Genomic DNA, 14,365 nt, shown 5'->3' with positions numbered 1-14,365 from the left:
ATTGCGGCGCAGAGGAGTTTTGCAAAGCACGGCGTCTTGCAGGAAGGCAAGCGCTTTAAGGCGGCAAAGGAATCCAATGAGAGCATGCACACCAAGACGCCGAGCATGAAGGAATTGATGCAGAACCTGTCGGGCGGCAACCAGCAGAAGGTTCTGATTGCGCGGTGGCTCTTGACGCATCCGGACATCCTGATCCTGGATGAACCGACGCGCGGCATCGACGTCGGTGCGAAATACGAGATCTATACGATCATGCACGACTTGATTAAAGAAGGCAAGTCGATCATCATGATCTCCTCGGAGATGCCGGAATTGCTGGGCATGGCGGACCGCGTGATGGTCATGTGCGAAGGCCGCGTGACGGGCTTCCTGGACCGCGAGGAGGCGGACTCCGTTTCGGTTATGCGCCTGGCTACGAAATTTATGTAAGGAGTGGAACATCAATTATGCAAAACGCGAAGAGCATCCCGCGCAAGCAATATGCGACTATTTTTATTGGCGCCGGTATTGTGCTGGCTATTCTCGGCGTCATCTTTTCGTTTGTCTTGGATGCGGAAAAAACATTTGATTTGCCCTGGTTTATTGTAGGCATCGGCATAGCTGCCGTCATTTACGGTATTTTCCAAATTGTACGGGGGCATCGCCTCAACCCGGAAGTCTTCTTTTCGACAAGAACCGCAAAGAATTTCTTGACGAATAACGCCATTATGCTGGCATTGCTGGTACTGGTTATTGTCATCTGCTTCATTGAGCCCCGTTTCATGCAGATTCAGGTCATCCTGGATATCTTGACGCAGTCCTCCACAAGACTGATCATCGCACTGGGCATCTGCTTCGCCCTCCTGATCGCCGGTACGGACCTGTCCGCAGGCCGTATGGTCGGCTTGGCGGCAGTTGTTTCCACCTCCATGCTGCAGACGGCTACCTATGCGAACCGCTTCTATCCGAATCTCCCGCAGCTGCCGGTATTCCTGCCGATTATTGCGGCAATCCTCGCCTGCATGCTGTTCGGCGCATTGAACGGATTCCTGGTTGCAAAGTATGACATGCATCCCTTTATTGCGACCTTGGCAACGCAGGTTATGATCTACGGCGCATGTTCCCTGTATTTCGATATGCCTCCGAACAGCTCCCAGCCGATCGGCGGTATCCGTCCGGACTTCTCCGCACTTGGCCAGACCAAGCTGTTTGGCAGAATTTCGATTTTGGTCCCGATCGCTGTCTTCTTCACCATTGCCATTTGGTTTATCCTGAATAAGACCACCTTTGGCAAGGACGTTTACGCGATCGGCGGCAACCGTGAAGCGGCTGTCGTTTCCGGCGTCAACGTATTCAAGACCATCATGTTGATCTTCATCCTCGCTTCCTTCATGTACGGCGTCGGCGGCGTCCTGGAAGCAGCCAGAACCGCAGGTGCAACGAACAACTACGGCGACGGCTATGAAACAGACGCCATCGCAGCTTGCGTGGTCGGCGGCGTATCGTTGAACGGTGGTATCGGTACCGTCGGCGGCATCGTCAGCGGCGTGTTGATCTTCACCGTTATCCAGTATGGCTTGCAGTTCATCGGCATCAGCCCGATGTGGCAGCAGATTATCAAAGGCATCATCATCGCTGTCGCTGTGGCCATCGACCTTTCCAAGTACAAGCGCAAATAAGCGATTGCATATACCCATTGCCAAACGGAAATGCCCGGGGAGCCCCCTTCTGCAGAAGGGCCCCGGGCATTTCCCATTTTTCTATCCTTAATATGTTATAGAAAGGAAGGACGTTCTCCAACATGGGTACGGCGCTTCTAAGTGTTGCGCCGGACTTCCCCTCGGCGGCACCCCTTGCTGGGCATGCCCGCCGGCATACTTCCCCCTTCCTTTCCGATATACTGCTGTGGACCGTCCTTTCTCCGATTTCCCTGTCCACTGCGCTTTCCAAACTTCCATAAGGAATTTTCATCCATCTGTGGGAATCCCTTTTCCATGTGCCTCCTTGCATCGCACTGGAAAAGAAATCGTGTCAATTTCCGTGCAAAAAGCCACATGCCGCTACCCCCTTAGAGGATAACGGCATGTGGCATCATGATTTCTACAGGAATCAACCCACACGGCTCTTTCCGCCGGCATGCCCCAGTACATAGGTCACAAAGAAGATGGCTGCGGCGATCAAAACAATGGTTCCGCCCGCTGCGGTCCCCAGGTAGTACGACGCAATCAAGCCGCTGACGCCGGAGAATAGGGAAATGCCAATCGCCCAGAAGTGATAGGAGCGCATGCTCCTCGCCAGATTCCTTGCCGACGCCGCCGGTAATACCAACAGGGAATTGATGATTAAAATCCCCACCCATTTGATTGTAATCGTGACGATCACCGCAACAATCACAACAAAGAGCTTTTCCATCAGGCGCGTGTGGATGTTCTTGCTGGCCGCCAGGTCGGTATTGACGCTGGTCAGCAGGAAACGGTTGAAAAAGAGTATCCAAATGATCACCACGGCGGCCAGCACGATGGCCAGCAGGCCGATTTCGGACGGCTGTACGGTCAGGATATCGCCGATCAGGTAACTGGAATACTTGGCAAAGCCCCCGGTTGCGGAGAGCAATACCACGCCCAGCGCCAAGCCGGTGCTGGAGAATACGCCGATGATCGTATCCGCCGACGACGTCCCGGAGCTCATCACCGCCGATATGCACAGGGCAAACAGGAGCGCGAACCCCAGCATCGAAAGCAGATAATTGTCCACGCCGAGCAAAACGCCGATGGCGATTCCGGTGAGGGCCGAATGGCCGAGCGCATCGGAAAAAAAGCTCATCTTGTTGTTGACCACCATGGTCCCGACCAGGCCGAACAACGGGGTGATCAACAGCACGGCGAGAAACGCATTTTTCATGTAGGCGAATTCCGTCCATTCAAACGGAAGCAGCGTATCAATTAAGCTGTATAGAACACTCATGCGCGCGCACCTCCCACAACATCCAAGCCAAAGGTTTCGCGCACCTGTGGCGAAGCCATCACCGTCTTGACGTCGCCGCTGACCAGGATCGTGCGGTCGAGCAGCGCGGCGCGCGTGGCATAGCGCGCAACATGGGAGAGATCGTGCGAAACCAAAATCACCGGCATGTGGTATTCGCTGCGCAAGGAGGTCACCAAGTCATAAAAGACCTCGATCCCCTTGCGGTCCACTGCGGAGACCGGCTCATCCAGCAAGAGCATATCCGGCATGGGTTCCAGCGCAAAGGCCAGTAGCACCCGCTGCATCTCACCGCCGGACAAGCTCCCCAACCGTTTTTGCAGCAGGTTTTTTCCGCCTACCTTTTGCAGCATGGCGCCGGCACGCGCCATCTTTTCCTTTTTATGCCCCAGCCAAATCGGGAACGCCGAGAGATTGGCACAGAGCATATCCGCAACGGTCATGGGGGTCGAGCGGTCAAACACCATATTCTGGGGCACATAGCCGATGCGCGGCTTTTCCACGCGCTCCCCCTTCGGATTGGTGAAGGTGATGCTTCCGGTGTAGGGGATGCGCCCCAGCAACGCTTTGAGCAGGGTCGTTTTTCCCGCGCCGTTGCGCCCGATGATCGCCATGATCTCACCGTGATGTACATCCAGGGTGACGTCGTGAATAATCACACCATCGCGTTTGCGCACCGTCAACCCCCGGATTTGCGTACTACATTTACATTGTTCCATGTTCGAATCCCATCCATCAAGTATTATTCTGTAGAATCTATACGATTTGTAAAAGAAAAAGGCATCTTAGGCGCCGCCCAATGCCTCTTTCAAAACCTCCATATTTTGTTCCATCGCGCGCAAATAGGCGTCCTTATCATTTTCGCCGGTCACGGCCGGGTCCAAAAGATAGACCGTGGCGCCGCTCTCTTGGGCAATGATCTGCGCGGCATCCGTCGAATACTGCGGCTCTGCAAAAACCGCTTTCACATCCGTGCTCTCAATCAACCGGATGGTATCCGCGAGCTCCTTGGCGCTGGGCTGGCTGTCGGGCTCCCGGTTCACCACCTTGACGATGTGCAGGTCAAATTCCTCCGCAAAATAGGGGAACGCCTCGTGGAACGTGATGATGTCCCGGTTTGGAAGATCATCGAGGGCTTCGTGCATCCGCCCCCGCAAGTCGCTGAGCTTTGCGAGATATTCCTGCGTATTCTCCTCCAAAGCCACCGCGTCCTCGGGGTCGGCTTCGATGAGTCCATCCGCAATGTTGCGCACCTGCTTCATGCAATTGGAAATAGACACCCAAATATGGGGATTCGCATCGCTGTGGTCATGCGCAACCTCTTCATCATGGTCGTGGGCATCTTCCCCACTCACCAACAGGGAAATCCCCTCGCTGGAATCAATCACACGCAGGTCCGGGAGCTGGTCGGTGACTTTTTCCATAAAGCTCTCCATACCAGCCCCATTGATGACAAAAACGTCCGCCTGTTCGATATTTTTCATATCCTTGGATTGCAGCTGGTAATCATGCAGGCACCCTGTTTGCTGCCCGGCCATGTTGTCCACCTGGACGCCGTCAATCCCATCTGTAATATTTAAGGCCATAATATACATTGGGTAAAATGATGTGACGATACGGAAGCGCGGGGGAGCTTCCTGCTGGCGGGGCGCACACCCGGCAGCCGCCGTTATAAGCAGGCACATACAGAAAAATGCGGCGATCACCCGCCGCAATGGATAAAAAACGCCGGGCCTCCCGGCGTGTTGTCTCTTTTTCACGGGAACCTCCTAAATGCAAATCATTTGCATTTACTATCATACCCCGATGTTGTATATCTGTCAAGGGGAAATCGGTCGCTCAAAACGGCTTCTTTCCATCGAGCCATCCCTGCTGCTTCCAATAGGTAGCGTCCGCCCCCGTCCCTTTCTTGCGCTTTTGCATCTGTTTCATTGCGAAAAACAGCAGCCTTGTGTGCATCGTCGGGCGCTTTTTTGCCCCCAAGGAGCGCCAAAAGGCATCCGTCACACAAACAAGCCGTTTTTCGATTTTCCGTTTGCGGGAAGCAGGAATGGCATCCCACCCCGGGGCAAAGATCGAAATGCCGCAGGAATAGATCCTGCGGACGCCCCAGTGCTTTAACGACCGTATGACCGACGCATTGGCATCCTTCGTACCGGCCCCCGCCGCCGTGGAAACCACCAGGGCGGACTTTTGGAACATCTCCGGGTAGGGGCGGTGTACCATATAAAAATAACCCGTGTGATCCAAAAACGCTTTCATCTGGGCCGTCATATCCATCACATAGACGGGCGTTGCAAAAATCAGGCCGTCCGCGCCGCGCATCGCCTGAATGACCGGCTGGACATGCGCCGCATGGGGGCATTTTTCCTCTGCACCGTTGATACAGGTATAGCAACCGCAGCAAAAATCGTGGGGCTCCTTCTGTAAAATGTACTCGACGAATTCCACTTCTTCATGAAGACGCAGGCGTTCTTTTATCTGCTGTACCGCCGCATACGTATTCTTTTTTCGTGGGCTGCCATATAGGATACAAATTTTCATGCTTCTCGCCCTCCGCTGTACATTTCTATCCCTGTGCAAGCAATGCGCGGACCTCCGGCAGCTTCTGTTCCGCATCCTTTCTACCCATCTCGTAAGCCTGTTTCAGGCGCTCCGGATTCTTCTCATAGCGCCCCACTGGGATGGGTTTGCTGGGGCGGATCAACACCGCTTTGCCCGCCTGCTCCTGTTGGGTGCAAAGATCCAATTCGCTGTTATATACCAATGGCCGCCGCTGCACAGCCTCAATAAAGCTGGGATATTTGCCATAGATTTTTCGAAGCGCTGTGCGGGGATATTCGGACCGGGTCCCTTTCCGGTAGGAGGCGTCGCGCGTCAACACCACCACATTGCGGGTATTCCCATCGTTCAAAGAACGCCGCAGGGGGATCGATGTGGAATAGCTGCCATCCAACAGCTCATGGCCTTGATAGCGTACAATTTTCGATACAAACGGCATCGCGCTGGAAGCGCGCACCGGCGTAAAGCCTTCGTCCAGGTCCTCTTTTCCAAAAAAAATGGCTTCTCCAGTATGCAAATCCGTGGTGCCAGCCATCAACTGGGTCGGGGATGCAAAAAAAGCCTGATAATCGAACGGTAGGAGCTTGTGCGACAACTCCCCGAAAATAAAATCAAAGCCAAACAGGTTTCCCGTCTTGCGCAGGCTGGACACGCTCATATACCGGTCATCCTGGATATAATCGTAAAAAATGCGGAAATTGCGCCCCACCTGTCCGGAGATATAGCTCAAAGCGTTGCACGCCCCTGCGGAAATTCCATAAACCACCGGAAAAACAATCTGGTTCTCATTAAACACATCCAACACGCCGCTGGTATAAGCCCCACGTGTTCCGCCCCCCTCCAAAACCAGGCCAACTGACATGATGCATTCCCCTTTCTCGATTGGACGGCCTAAAACCGGCGATTTCCTATTCGCCGCTGAAATGCGCCGCCGTATTTTCATTTGGGTCCCATATTCCCTTTCTATTTTTCTCAGTATAGGGCAAATATCCCCCTTTTACAAGCGAATGGAATCGGGATTAAAAAAATTTTACAAAACCCCTTGATTTTTCCCACCGTCTCGGATATAATAATAAAGCACTTTAAAAACGCCTCATCCTTTCTGCCCTTATTGGGAGGGCACGGCGCTCTCTGTCAGGGGACGAGCCGCCAAAGGAAATGGACGTTTAGCTCAGTTGGCTAGAGCATTCGCTTGACGTGCGAAGGGTCACAGGTTCGAGTCCTGTAATGTCCACCAAAAAGCCCTCAGAACGATATCGTTCTGAGGGCTTTTCTTTTTTGTTTTTCAGATGAAGCAAGAGACCCGCCTAGATGGGAACTCCCATTCCGGCGGGTTTCTTTTTAAGCCAGTTCGCGCGCACGTGCGTACAAAGCTGTTCTGTCTGCAAAAGCCGTTAGCAAGTGTTCCGGATGGGAAAGCTCCTGATAAGCCGCATAAGCACCGGCCCCCAACAAAGATGGGCTGGGATGAAGCTGATTGACTTCCAGCGTAATTTTGCCCACAAGCAAGGAATGTGTGCGGCTCTCTACCTCTTTATAGATGGTATCCAGAAGGAGCCCCGGATGGATTTCCGCCAGCCGGCCCCCCATCACGATCTTCCCCGGATTTAACTGGTTGATTAAGCTGACAATGCCCATCGCCAGAAAACTGCATACCTGCCGGTAGGCTTCGCACGCAACATGATCCCCCTTTTGGACCGCCTGGGCCAGGGCATTGGCCGTCAAATGCCCCCTATCGAGGCGGGATAGGGCCCCGTTTTGGAGTTGCTCCACAATCCGTCCCCGCAGAGCGCGCATGGAGGCATACATCAGCATTGCGTCCACGGAGGGTTCAAATTCGGAGACGACCATCGGGTTCTCCATGCTGAGGATGAAGATGATCGGCTTGTCGCCCATCAGTTCCACGGTCTCCTGGATCAGTTCCAGATTTTCCGGGGTGCCCGCATGGGTGTTGCCCTTTCTCGAACGGTTGGACTTATAATCGCCCTTGGACTCGTCCGGGGTCTCGTTATACTGGACCAGCGTGCCGGCCGCGTGGTACCAATCGTACCCGATGCTGACTTCGCGCATGGCGTCCGCCGTATATTCGCCATAGGTCAGGTTCTGCGGCCGGCCGTCGGTGTATTCCATCGCCATGCTGGGGGATTGCAGTTCGATGATGGCGAAATCCGCCTCGCTCGCCGCCTGCGCCTTTTCCTCGTCGCTCGGCATCTCCCCGGCCTCGACCGCTTAGACCAGCGAATCCGGGACATTGTAATACTTCTGAACCGTATCCAGATCTATGACGGACTCTACCGTCGTTGTCGATTCTCCGCCGCCCGGGAAGCCCGGGAAACCGGGGAAGCCGCCGCCGGTGGATTCCTTGAGCGGTACATAAGCGGTCAGCTCTTCGCCGTCTTCTGCCTGAAGCGGCAGGGTATGCCATCGAAGCCTCGGAGAAGGCCCCGGAAAAGGACATCCGCGTGGAAATCAAGGCGGCCAAGGGCTGCATCTCCCTCAAAATCTTCAACAAATACCCCCATGATCCCCGCGGTGAGAATCCTCTGCTGTTGACTACCAAAGAGGACGCTGCACAGCATGGGATCGGCATGGGGATTGTGCGGAATATTGTCAAAAAGTACGGCGGGAGCTTTCGCTTTTCTTATGAAAACGGTTATGTACAAGCAAGCGTCTTGTTGCCTATGGAAGAAGAACTTCGCCGCCCTCAAAGTGCATAACCACGTTTATTTTTTCAAAATTTGTCGCCACACAACCCTTACATGCCCAATAGGAACCAACACAAGAAGCCCTATAAGCCAGGAGCGTTTATCCCTGCTTATAGGGTTTTTTGCATTCGAAAAAATCAAAATCCGCTATGGATTTTTGAACCATAAAAACAAAGTTGGTTGTCTGCTTTAAGGCCGCCAGCCTTATTTTATCCGCTCGAACCTGTTTATCCCAAGCCATACTTTTCGCAAGCCTCCGGCCAAGAGGCCCCTATGGCGGACGCATAGCGCCTTCCTATTTAAATGTGGAGCAAGTGTTAAAAATGATTCCCTACACCGGAATGCTTTTATTTTTTGTATGCAGAAAAAAACATTTCAAATAACAAAACATTCAACTATATGCCCTATAATACATTGACATAATATTATAAAGTTATATAATAATCATAATAATACAACCACATAATATATTTTATATCGTTATGTGCCATGAGGAGGTGACAGAGTACACGCTAAAAAGAGGATGAAGAAAAGATTGGATCAAGGAGGAGAAAAATGTCAAAGAAAGGATTCTTTGCAAGGCGAGTTACAGCCATGGCCTGTACTGCCGCCTTGCTCGCCAGCAGCATCCCTTTATCGTGGGTCCAGGCCGTTGCCTACGACAACAACCCTGTAAAAATCCCCCAGTTTTTGATGACGGCAACCGCATCCAGTGAAGAGAGCAGCAGTGACACCTGCTATGCGTCCCTGGCCATCGACGGCGATTCCGGGACGATGTGGCATACCCGCTGGAGCACCTCTGCTTCGGCCCCGCACTGGATCTCCGTAGACTTGGGCCGGAATGTCGAGTTGACAAAGCTGACGTATTTGCCCAGGCAGGACGGGAATTCCAACGGTTATATCCGCGAATATGCGATCTCGGTCAGCGCCGATGGAAACACCTACACGCCCATTGCAGAGGGCTCCTGGGAAAGCGATATGACCGAAAAAGAAGCGGTCTTCTCCGCGCCCGTTTCCGCCCGCTATGTGCGTCTGGAAGCGGTAAACGCATCCATGGCCTCCTGCGCGGAGCTGAATTTCTTTGCCGCCGAGAGCGTTTATGCACCGCTGTGGGATCAGCTTGATAACGCATATGAGGCAATCGGCCAGGCAGAAGCCGGTGAGGAAATCGGCCAGTATCCCCAGGAACAGATCGATCTCTTCCAGCAAGCGATCGACGAAGCGGAGCTGCAAGCCGCCTCCCTGCCGGAATCCGACGAAGCAGCCATTCAAGCGGCTGCCGACGCGCTGACCGCTGCGCTGCATACTTTTGAGGAGTCCCGCAATATGTATGGCCGTGACGACTTGGAAGCCCTGCTCGGGGAATCCCAGTCCCTCCTGAACGGCACGGGGACCGGAGCCGAAAACGGTCAAGCGTCCGAAGAAGCAAAAGATACTTTTGCAGCGGCTATCCAAGAAGCGAATGCAGTCTTCCAGGACCAGGCCGCCAATAAAACACAGATTCACTCTGCCTACGAAGCGCTTGATGCCGCAGTCGCAGTCTTTCAGGACCACATTGTTGCCGATCAAAAATCCCTGGCGGGCGTCTGGGAGCTGAAACTGGGTTCGTATTCCCCAGAGGACGGCACCCTGTCCGATACCTGTATCCTTCCGGGAACGCTGGACGAAAATAAAAAGGGCAACCGGAATACATCGGTCAACACCAACCATCTGAACCGCAAATACACCTATACCGGCGATGCGGTCTATCAAAAGAAGGTTTTTATCCCGGAAAACTGGGCCGGAAAGCATGTGACATTCCTGATGGAGCGCACCAAAAACACCCAGGTCTGGGTGAACGGCCAGGAGCAGGCCAACTATAATTCCAACGATACGTTGGGCACGGCACAGGAATACGTCCTGTCGGGCCTGATCCCCGGCCAGGAAAATACCATCACGGTGCAGGTGCGCAACACAGATTATCAGGTGGGCACCAACAGCCACATGTTGACGGAAGAGACGGTGACAAACTGGAACGGCATCATTGGAAAAATTGAGCTGAAGGCCGTGGACCCTGTCTTTATCCAGGATGTGCGGATCTATCCGGACATTCACGCCAAAACCGCTCTGGCAAAGATCACGCTCTCCAATACGACAGGACAGGCGGTCAACGGCAACCTGACCCTCCAGGCGCACAGCTACAACCACGAGGGCGATGTACATACCGTTCCGCAGGCCGTACAGGAATTCTCCCTGGCCGCGGATGAGACGGAAAAGGAAATCGAAGTCACCTATGCGATGGGCGACGACGTCCGCCTCTGGTCGGAATTCGATCCCTCCATGTATGAAATGACTGTCTCCCTGGATGCAGAAGGTATGTATTCCGATACCTTTGTCGAAAACTTCGGTATGCGTGAATTTAAGACCTCCGGGACAAAATTCACCATCAATGGGACCACCACCTTTATGCGCGGCGAGGGCAATTCCGCCGTCTTCCCATTGACCGGATACCCGTTCATGACCAAGGAGGAGTGGCTCGACTTCTTCTCCACAGCACAAGAACTCGGCATCAACTTCTTCCGCTTCCACTCCTGGACGCCTCCGGAGGCAGCGTTCGAAGCGGCCGACGAGCTGGGCATCTACATGCAGCCGGAGCTCTACGGGTTTGGCGGCACGCCCTTCGGCGACTATTTCAACGAAGAGGCTGTAAGAATTCTCGAATATCTTGCAAATCACCCGTCCTTTGTTATGTTTGCATGGGGCAATGAGCTCAATACCACCGGCAGCAACCGGGACGGCGCAAACGCGCTCCGCGAGCTCTGCCGCAGCGTGGACGATACCCGCTTGTATGCGGAGGGCAGCAACAACAACTTTTGGGCGCCTTCTCTCAACGAAGGGGACGACTATTGGACCACCTGCAAAACGAGGGCGAATTCCGACCCGTATCATACGCGCATTTCGTTCTCCTGGGTGGATGCGGCCTCCGGCGGTGCGTTGGAGTCCATGCAGCCGAACACAACGTTCACCTATCAGCATGCCATTGAAGAGGTGGATAAGCCCCTGATGAACCACGAGGCGGGCCAGTACCAGGTCCTCCCCCTGTTCGACGAAGAAATCCCCAAGTATGAATCGGGCGTTTTTGAGGCGCGCAACTTGCAGTATTACCGGGATCTCATGGAGAGCAAAGGCTTGCTTCACATGAACGAGATCTTCTCAAAAGTATCCGCCCGTGTCTCCGCGATCGGTTACCGTGCCGATATGGAAACCGCGCTGCGCACACCGGATATGGCCGGCTATCAGCTGCTCAGCATCCAGGACTTCCCCGGCCAGGGCACCGCACACGTCGGCATTCTGGACAACTTCATGGAAGACAAGCCCGGTGGCTTTACGAAAGAGCAGTATAAGAGCTTTAACGATTCCGTCGTTGTTTTGGCACAGCTTCCGAAGCTGGTCCTCACCAACTCCGAAGATCTGACGGGAACGATTTCCGTTGTCAACTACGGCCCGGCCGCTTTGGACGGCGTTGTTGGGCAATGGAAACTGACAAATGGCGATACCGTCCTTGCAGAGGGAACCCTTGACGCGACGGACGTTGCGCAGGGCGGTGTAACAGAGATCGGCGCCTTTACCACCTCCTTGGCGGGCGTGACAGAAGCGGCAAAGCTAAAGTTGGAGGTCTCCGTGGATTCCATCGGCTCCAACAGCTACGACCTGTGGGTCTATCCCAGCGATCTCAACCCCACAGTGCCTTCGGATGTTCTGGTCTCTACCAACATGGACCAGGCAACCCTACAGGCGTTGGAGAACGGCCAAAAAGTCCTCTTCCTGCCGGAGCCCAGCCTGAAAACCATTCCCGACAGTGTGGCCGTACGCTGGACGACGGACTACTGGAGCAAGATGTTCCACCGCTCGGACCGTGACGCCCACACGATGGGCATGTATGTACAAAACGACCACCCGATCTTCCGCTATTTCCCCACGGAATATTTCAACGATTATCAGTGGTTTAATCTGATGAAAGGCTCGCGCGCGGTCGTCCTGGACGATGCTCCGGCAGATCTGGAACCCCTCGCCTGGAACATTGACCACATGGAGTGGAGCCGGAAGCTGGGCAGCCTGTTTGAAGCAAACGTGGGAGCTGGCAAGTTGGTGGTATGCACCTTCGACCTGCTGAACCAGATGGAGGAATACCCCGAAGCAAAGCAGCTCTATTACAGCATCCTTCAGTACATGGCTTCTGATGAATTCCAGCCAGAGGCCGAACTGACGCCGGAATATCTGACCCAGACCTTTGTGGAAAAGACAAACGTGGACCCGTACGAGACGATTGAAGCAGAATCCTATGCGGAAAGCAGCGGCAATTTGCGGACGGAAAGCGGTACGGATGAAAGCGGTCAACCTGCAACCGCACTGGGCGGGATCTCGTCTGGCAACTGGACCCGTTATGAGGATGTGGACTTTGGCCTTAATGGATGTGCGAAGATCACCATCAATGGCTCCAATAACAACAGTTATTCGCAAATCATCGAGGTACGTCTTGATTCCCCCACCGGCGAACTGGTGACCACGCTGGAATTCCAGCCGACCGGCTCTTGGAGCGAGTACAAGTCCCAGACCTTTGACATTCCTCGTATCTCTGGCCTGCACGATCTTGTGTTGGTCTTCCAAAATGGTTCCATCGCCTTGAATTCCTTCTGGTTTGAAGAAGGTACCGTGCAGTATATCAGCCCCTATGAGCAGATGAATCCGGAATCCGCCGCGGGCGATATTGAAATCACGGATATCGACGGCGGAAGCCATGTGATCATGCAGAACTATGTCAGCGCAATCACCGATCAAGTGGAAATCAAATTTAACAATGTCGAATTTGGCAGCTATGGCTCCAAAGAAGTGACAATCCAGGGACGAAGCCTCAATGGAGAAGACGTCTATGGGTATCTGCGTTACAACGACAACGGGACGGAAAAGACCATTCCCTTTGTCTTTAAGGCTGGCGAAGGCGAGTCCTATGAGCTCTCCTCTGAGACGTTCTTTAAACAAACCGTTCCTGCAAAGGGGATTATGGGCCCGCAGGATCTTGTCATCGGCTTTGAAAAGGGCACCAGCTTTGACTTTGAGGCACTGGTCTTCACCGGATACGACAGCGCCCCCGTGGTGAACGAAGATTACGAAAACGCCATGCAGGAGGCTGCCGACATTACTGCGAAGGTTGAGAACCGGCCCCTCCTTTACACGGAAGAAACCTGGAAAATCTTTGAAGCCGCTTATAAGTCAGCATCCGCAGTGGACATCTATGACAACGATGCTGTAGCGGAAGCGGCTGAACAATTGCAAGCCGCAATTGATGGACTGGTTCTCACTGGAAGAAGCAAATCCGCCTATACTACCACCTATGCAAGGAATTATGATTCCGTGGACGGCTCTGTCAACTTGGAACGCGGCGAGCCTGATCAGGTCGTCGGTGGATTCGACAAGGGTGAAATCCTCTACTACGACGGTCTCGACTTTGGCTCAACAGGCGCTTCTAAACTGACCGTCCGTGTGGCAAACGGCCGCGCCGACACAGAAGAAGAAAAGGAAGCCCTTCTGCGCTTCCGATTCGGAGAGGGCGACAACGAGTTTGTCGACGTCCGAATCGCACAGACCGGCGGATGGGATGCGGCCCACGATCAAGACTTTACGGTGGAAATCCCGTCTTCCCTTTGGAATGGCGTAAAGGATGTGTCCATTGAACTGGTGGAAGGTGCGGTTGCTTTCCATTCCTTCACTTTTGAAAAAACTGAAAACACCGAGCCGCAGCTTCTGACGGTACAGTGGAGCGGCAACGCATCGATGAGCGTCGAGGGCGAAGCGGAGGAAATCATCTCCACAGATGCGATCTATGGCGCGAAGGTACAGCCGGGCGAAGAGCTGACCTTCACCTTCACCCCGACGGACGGCGCGTTCTCCGGAGCGCAGCTCAACGGCGAGGACATCGAGTTTGCAGCGGACGGCTGCACGTATACCTTCACGATGCCGGGCGAGAGCACGACCCTGCGCTTCACGTTCACAAGCGTGGATAAGAGCATCTTGGGCATCGTATTGGAAGAGGCCAACGCGGTGCCGCGGGACGTGATCGACAGCCTGGTGCCGTCTGCCAAGGAATTCTTCGAGAACGC

General features: G+C 53.9%; 10 protein-coding genes, 1 tRNA gene and 1 pseudogene. 5 read left to right on the top strand and 7 right to left on the bottom strand.

What is annotated here, in order from left to right:
- Both I2G69_RS13895 and mglC read left to right on the top strand, forming a co-directional pair.
- A partial coding sequence (locus I2G69_RS13895) for an ATP-binding cassette domain-containing protein (RefSeq protein ID WP_195451148.1) occupies positions 1-429 on the top strand: 429 nt, incomplete at its 5' end.
- 17 nt (positions 430-446) lie between these two features.
- Positions 447-1,658, top strand: coding sequence for a galactose/methyl galactoside ABC transporter permease MglC (gene mglC, locus I2G69_RS13890; RefSeq protein ID WP_191441838.1), 1,212 nt, complete (start codon positions 447-449; stop codon positions 1,656-1,658).
- Positions 1,659-2,088: 430 nt separating this feature from the next.
- Here the strand turns inward: mglC and I2G69_RS13885 are convergent, their stop codons facing one another.
- The 5 genes from I2G69_RS13885 to I2G69_RS13865 all read right to left on the bottom strand — a co-directional run bounded on the left by I2G69_RS13885 (position 2,089) and on the right by I2G69_RS13865 (position 6,385).
- A complete protein-coding gene (locus tag I2G69_RS13885) occupies positions 2,089-2,943 on the bottom strand; it encodes a metal ABC transporter permease (RefSeq protein WP_195451441.1) in 855 nt (284 codons plus the stop codon).
- On the bottom strand, positions 2,940-3,680 hold the full coding sequence (locus I2G69_RS13880; RefSeq protein WP_195560977.1) for a metal ABC transporter ATP-binding protein: 741 nt from the start codon (positions 3,678-3,680) through the stop codon (positions 2,940-2,942). The genes I2G69_RS13885 and I2G69_RS13880 overlap by 4 nt, the downstream gene beginning before the upstream one ends.
- Positions 3,681-3,746: 66 nt before the next feature.
- Positions 3,747-4,721: a metal ABC transporter substrate-binding protein gene (locus I2G69_RS13875; protein ID WP_330610170.1), complete on the bottom strand. Its 975-nt coding sequence runs from the start codon at positions 4,719-4,721 to the stop codon at positions 3,747-3,749.
- A gap of 79 nt (positions 4,722-4,800) precedes the next feature.
- Positions 4,801-5,505 (bottom strand): flavodoxin family protein, encoded by a 705-nt coding sequence (locus tag I2G69_RS13870; protein WP_195560976.1) that lies wholly within the window; start codon positions 5,503-5,505, stop codon positions 4,801-4,803.
- 25 nt (positions 5,506-5,530) lie between these two features.
- A complete protein-coding gene (locus tag I2G69_RS13865; protein WP_191406106.1) occupies positions 5,531-6,385 on the bottom strand; it encodes a patatin-like phospholipase family protein in 855 nt (284 codons plus the stop codon).
- A 298-nt stretch (positions 6,386-6,683) separates the two neighbouring features.
- Here I2G69_RS13865 and I2G69_RS13860 point away from each other — a divergent pair.
- Positions 6,684-6,760: transfer RNA gene (locus I2G69_RS13860), tRNA-Val, on the top strand.
- Positions 6,761-6,864: 104 nt separating this feature from the next.
- Here the strand turns inward: I2G69_RS13860 and I2G69_RS13855 are convergent.
- The gene (locus tag I2G69_RS13855; RefSeq protein WP_191448939.1) at positions 6,865-7,734 is read right to left on the bottom strand and encodes an ROK family protein; all 870 of its coding nucleotides are present in this window, start codon (positions 7,732-7,734) and stop codon (positions 6,865-6,867) included.
- Between the two features lie 179 nt (positions 7,735-7,913).
- Between I2G69_RS13855 and I2G69_RS13850 the strand changes: the two are divergent.
- Positions 7,914-8,240: pseudogene (locus I2G69_RS13850) on the top strand (GHKL domain-containing protein); the annotation flags it as partial.
- An 88-nt stretch (positions 8,241-8,328) separates the two neighbouring features.
- Here the strand turns inward: I2G69_RS13850 and I2G69_RS13845 are convergent.
- Entirely contained in the window at positions 8,329-8,469 is a 141-nt protein-coding gene (locus I2G69_RS13845) for a hypothetical protein (protein WP_195560975.1), read from the bottom strand.
- 314 nt (positions 8,470-8,783) lie between these two features.
- Here I2G69_RS13845 and I2G69_RS13840 point away from each other — a divergent pair.
- Positions 8,784-14,365: carbohydrate-binding protein (locus tag I2G69_RS13840; protein ID WP_195560974.1), on the top strand; the 5,582-nt coding region annotated here is incomplete at its 3' end.

The organism is Anaeromassilibacillus sp. D41t1_190614_C2 (assembly GCF_015558525.1).
GTDB classification, from domain to species: Bacteria; Bacillota; Clostridia; order Oscillospirales; family Acutalibacteraceae; genus Anaeromassilibacillus; species Anaeromassilibacillus stercoravium.
The sequence above is the reverse complement of the archived record's forward strand: the minus strand, read 5'-3'. Positions and strand labels throughout refer to the sequence as shown.

Bases quoted from the DNA above. Each gene is read 5' to 3' on its own strand.
- mglC (WP_191441838.1), top strand. From the start codon at position 447: ATGCAAAACGCGAAGAGCATCCCGCGCAAGCAATATGCGACTATTTTT.
- I2G69_RS13885 (WP_195451441.1), bottom strand. From the start codon at position 2,943: ATGAGTGTTCTATACAGCTTAATTGATACGCTGCTTCCGTTTGAATGG.
- I2G69_RS13880 (WP_195560977.1), bottom strand. From the start codon at position 3,680: ATGGAACAATGTAAATGTAGTACGCAAATCCGGGGGTTGACGGTGCGC.
- I2G69_RS13870 (WP_195560976.1), bottom strand. From the start codon at position 5,505: ATGAAAATTTGTATCCTATATGGCAGCCCACGAAAAAAGAATACGTAT.
- I2G69_RS13865 (WP_191406106.1), bottom strand. From the start codon at position 6,385: ATGTCAGTTGGCCTGGTTTTGGAGGGGGGCGGAACACGTGGGGCTTAT.
- I2G69_RS13855 (WP_191448939.1), bottom strand. From the start codon at position 7,734: ATGCCGAGCGACGAGGAAAAGGCGCAGGCGGCGAGCGAGGCGGATTTC.
- I2G69_RS13845 (WP_195560975.1), bottom strand. From the start codon at position 8,469: ATGGCTTGGGATAAACAGGTTCGAGCGGATAAAATAAGGCTGGCGGCC.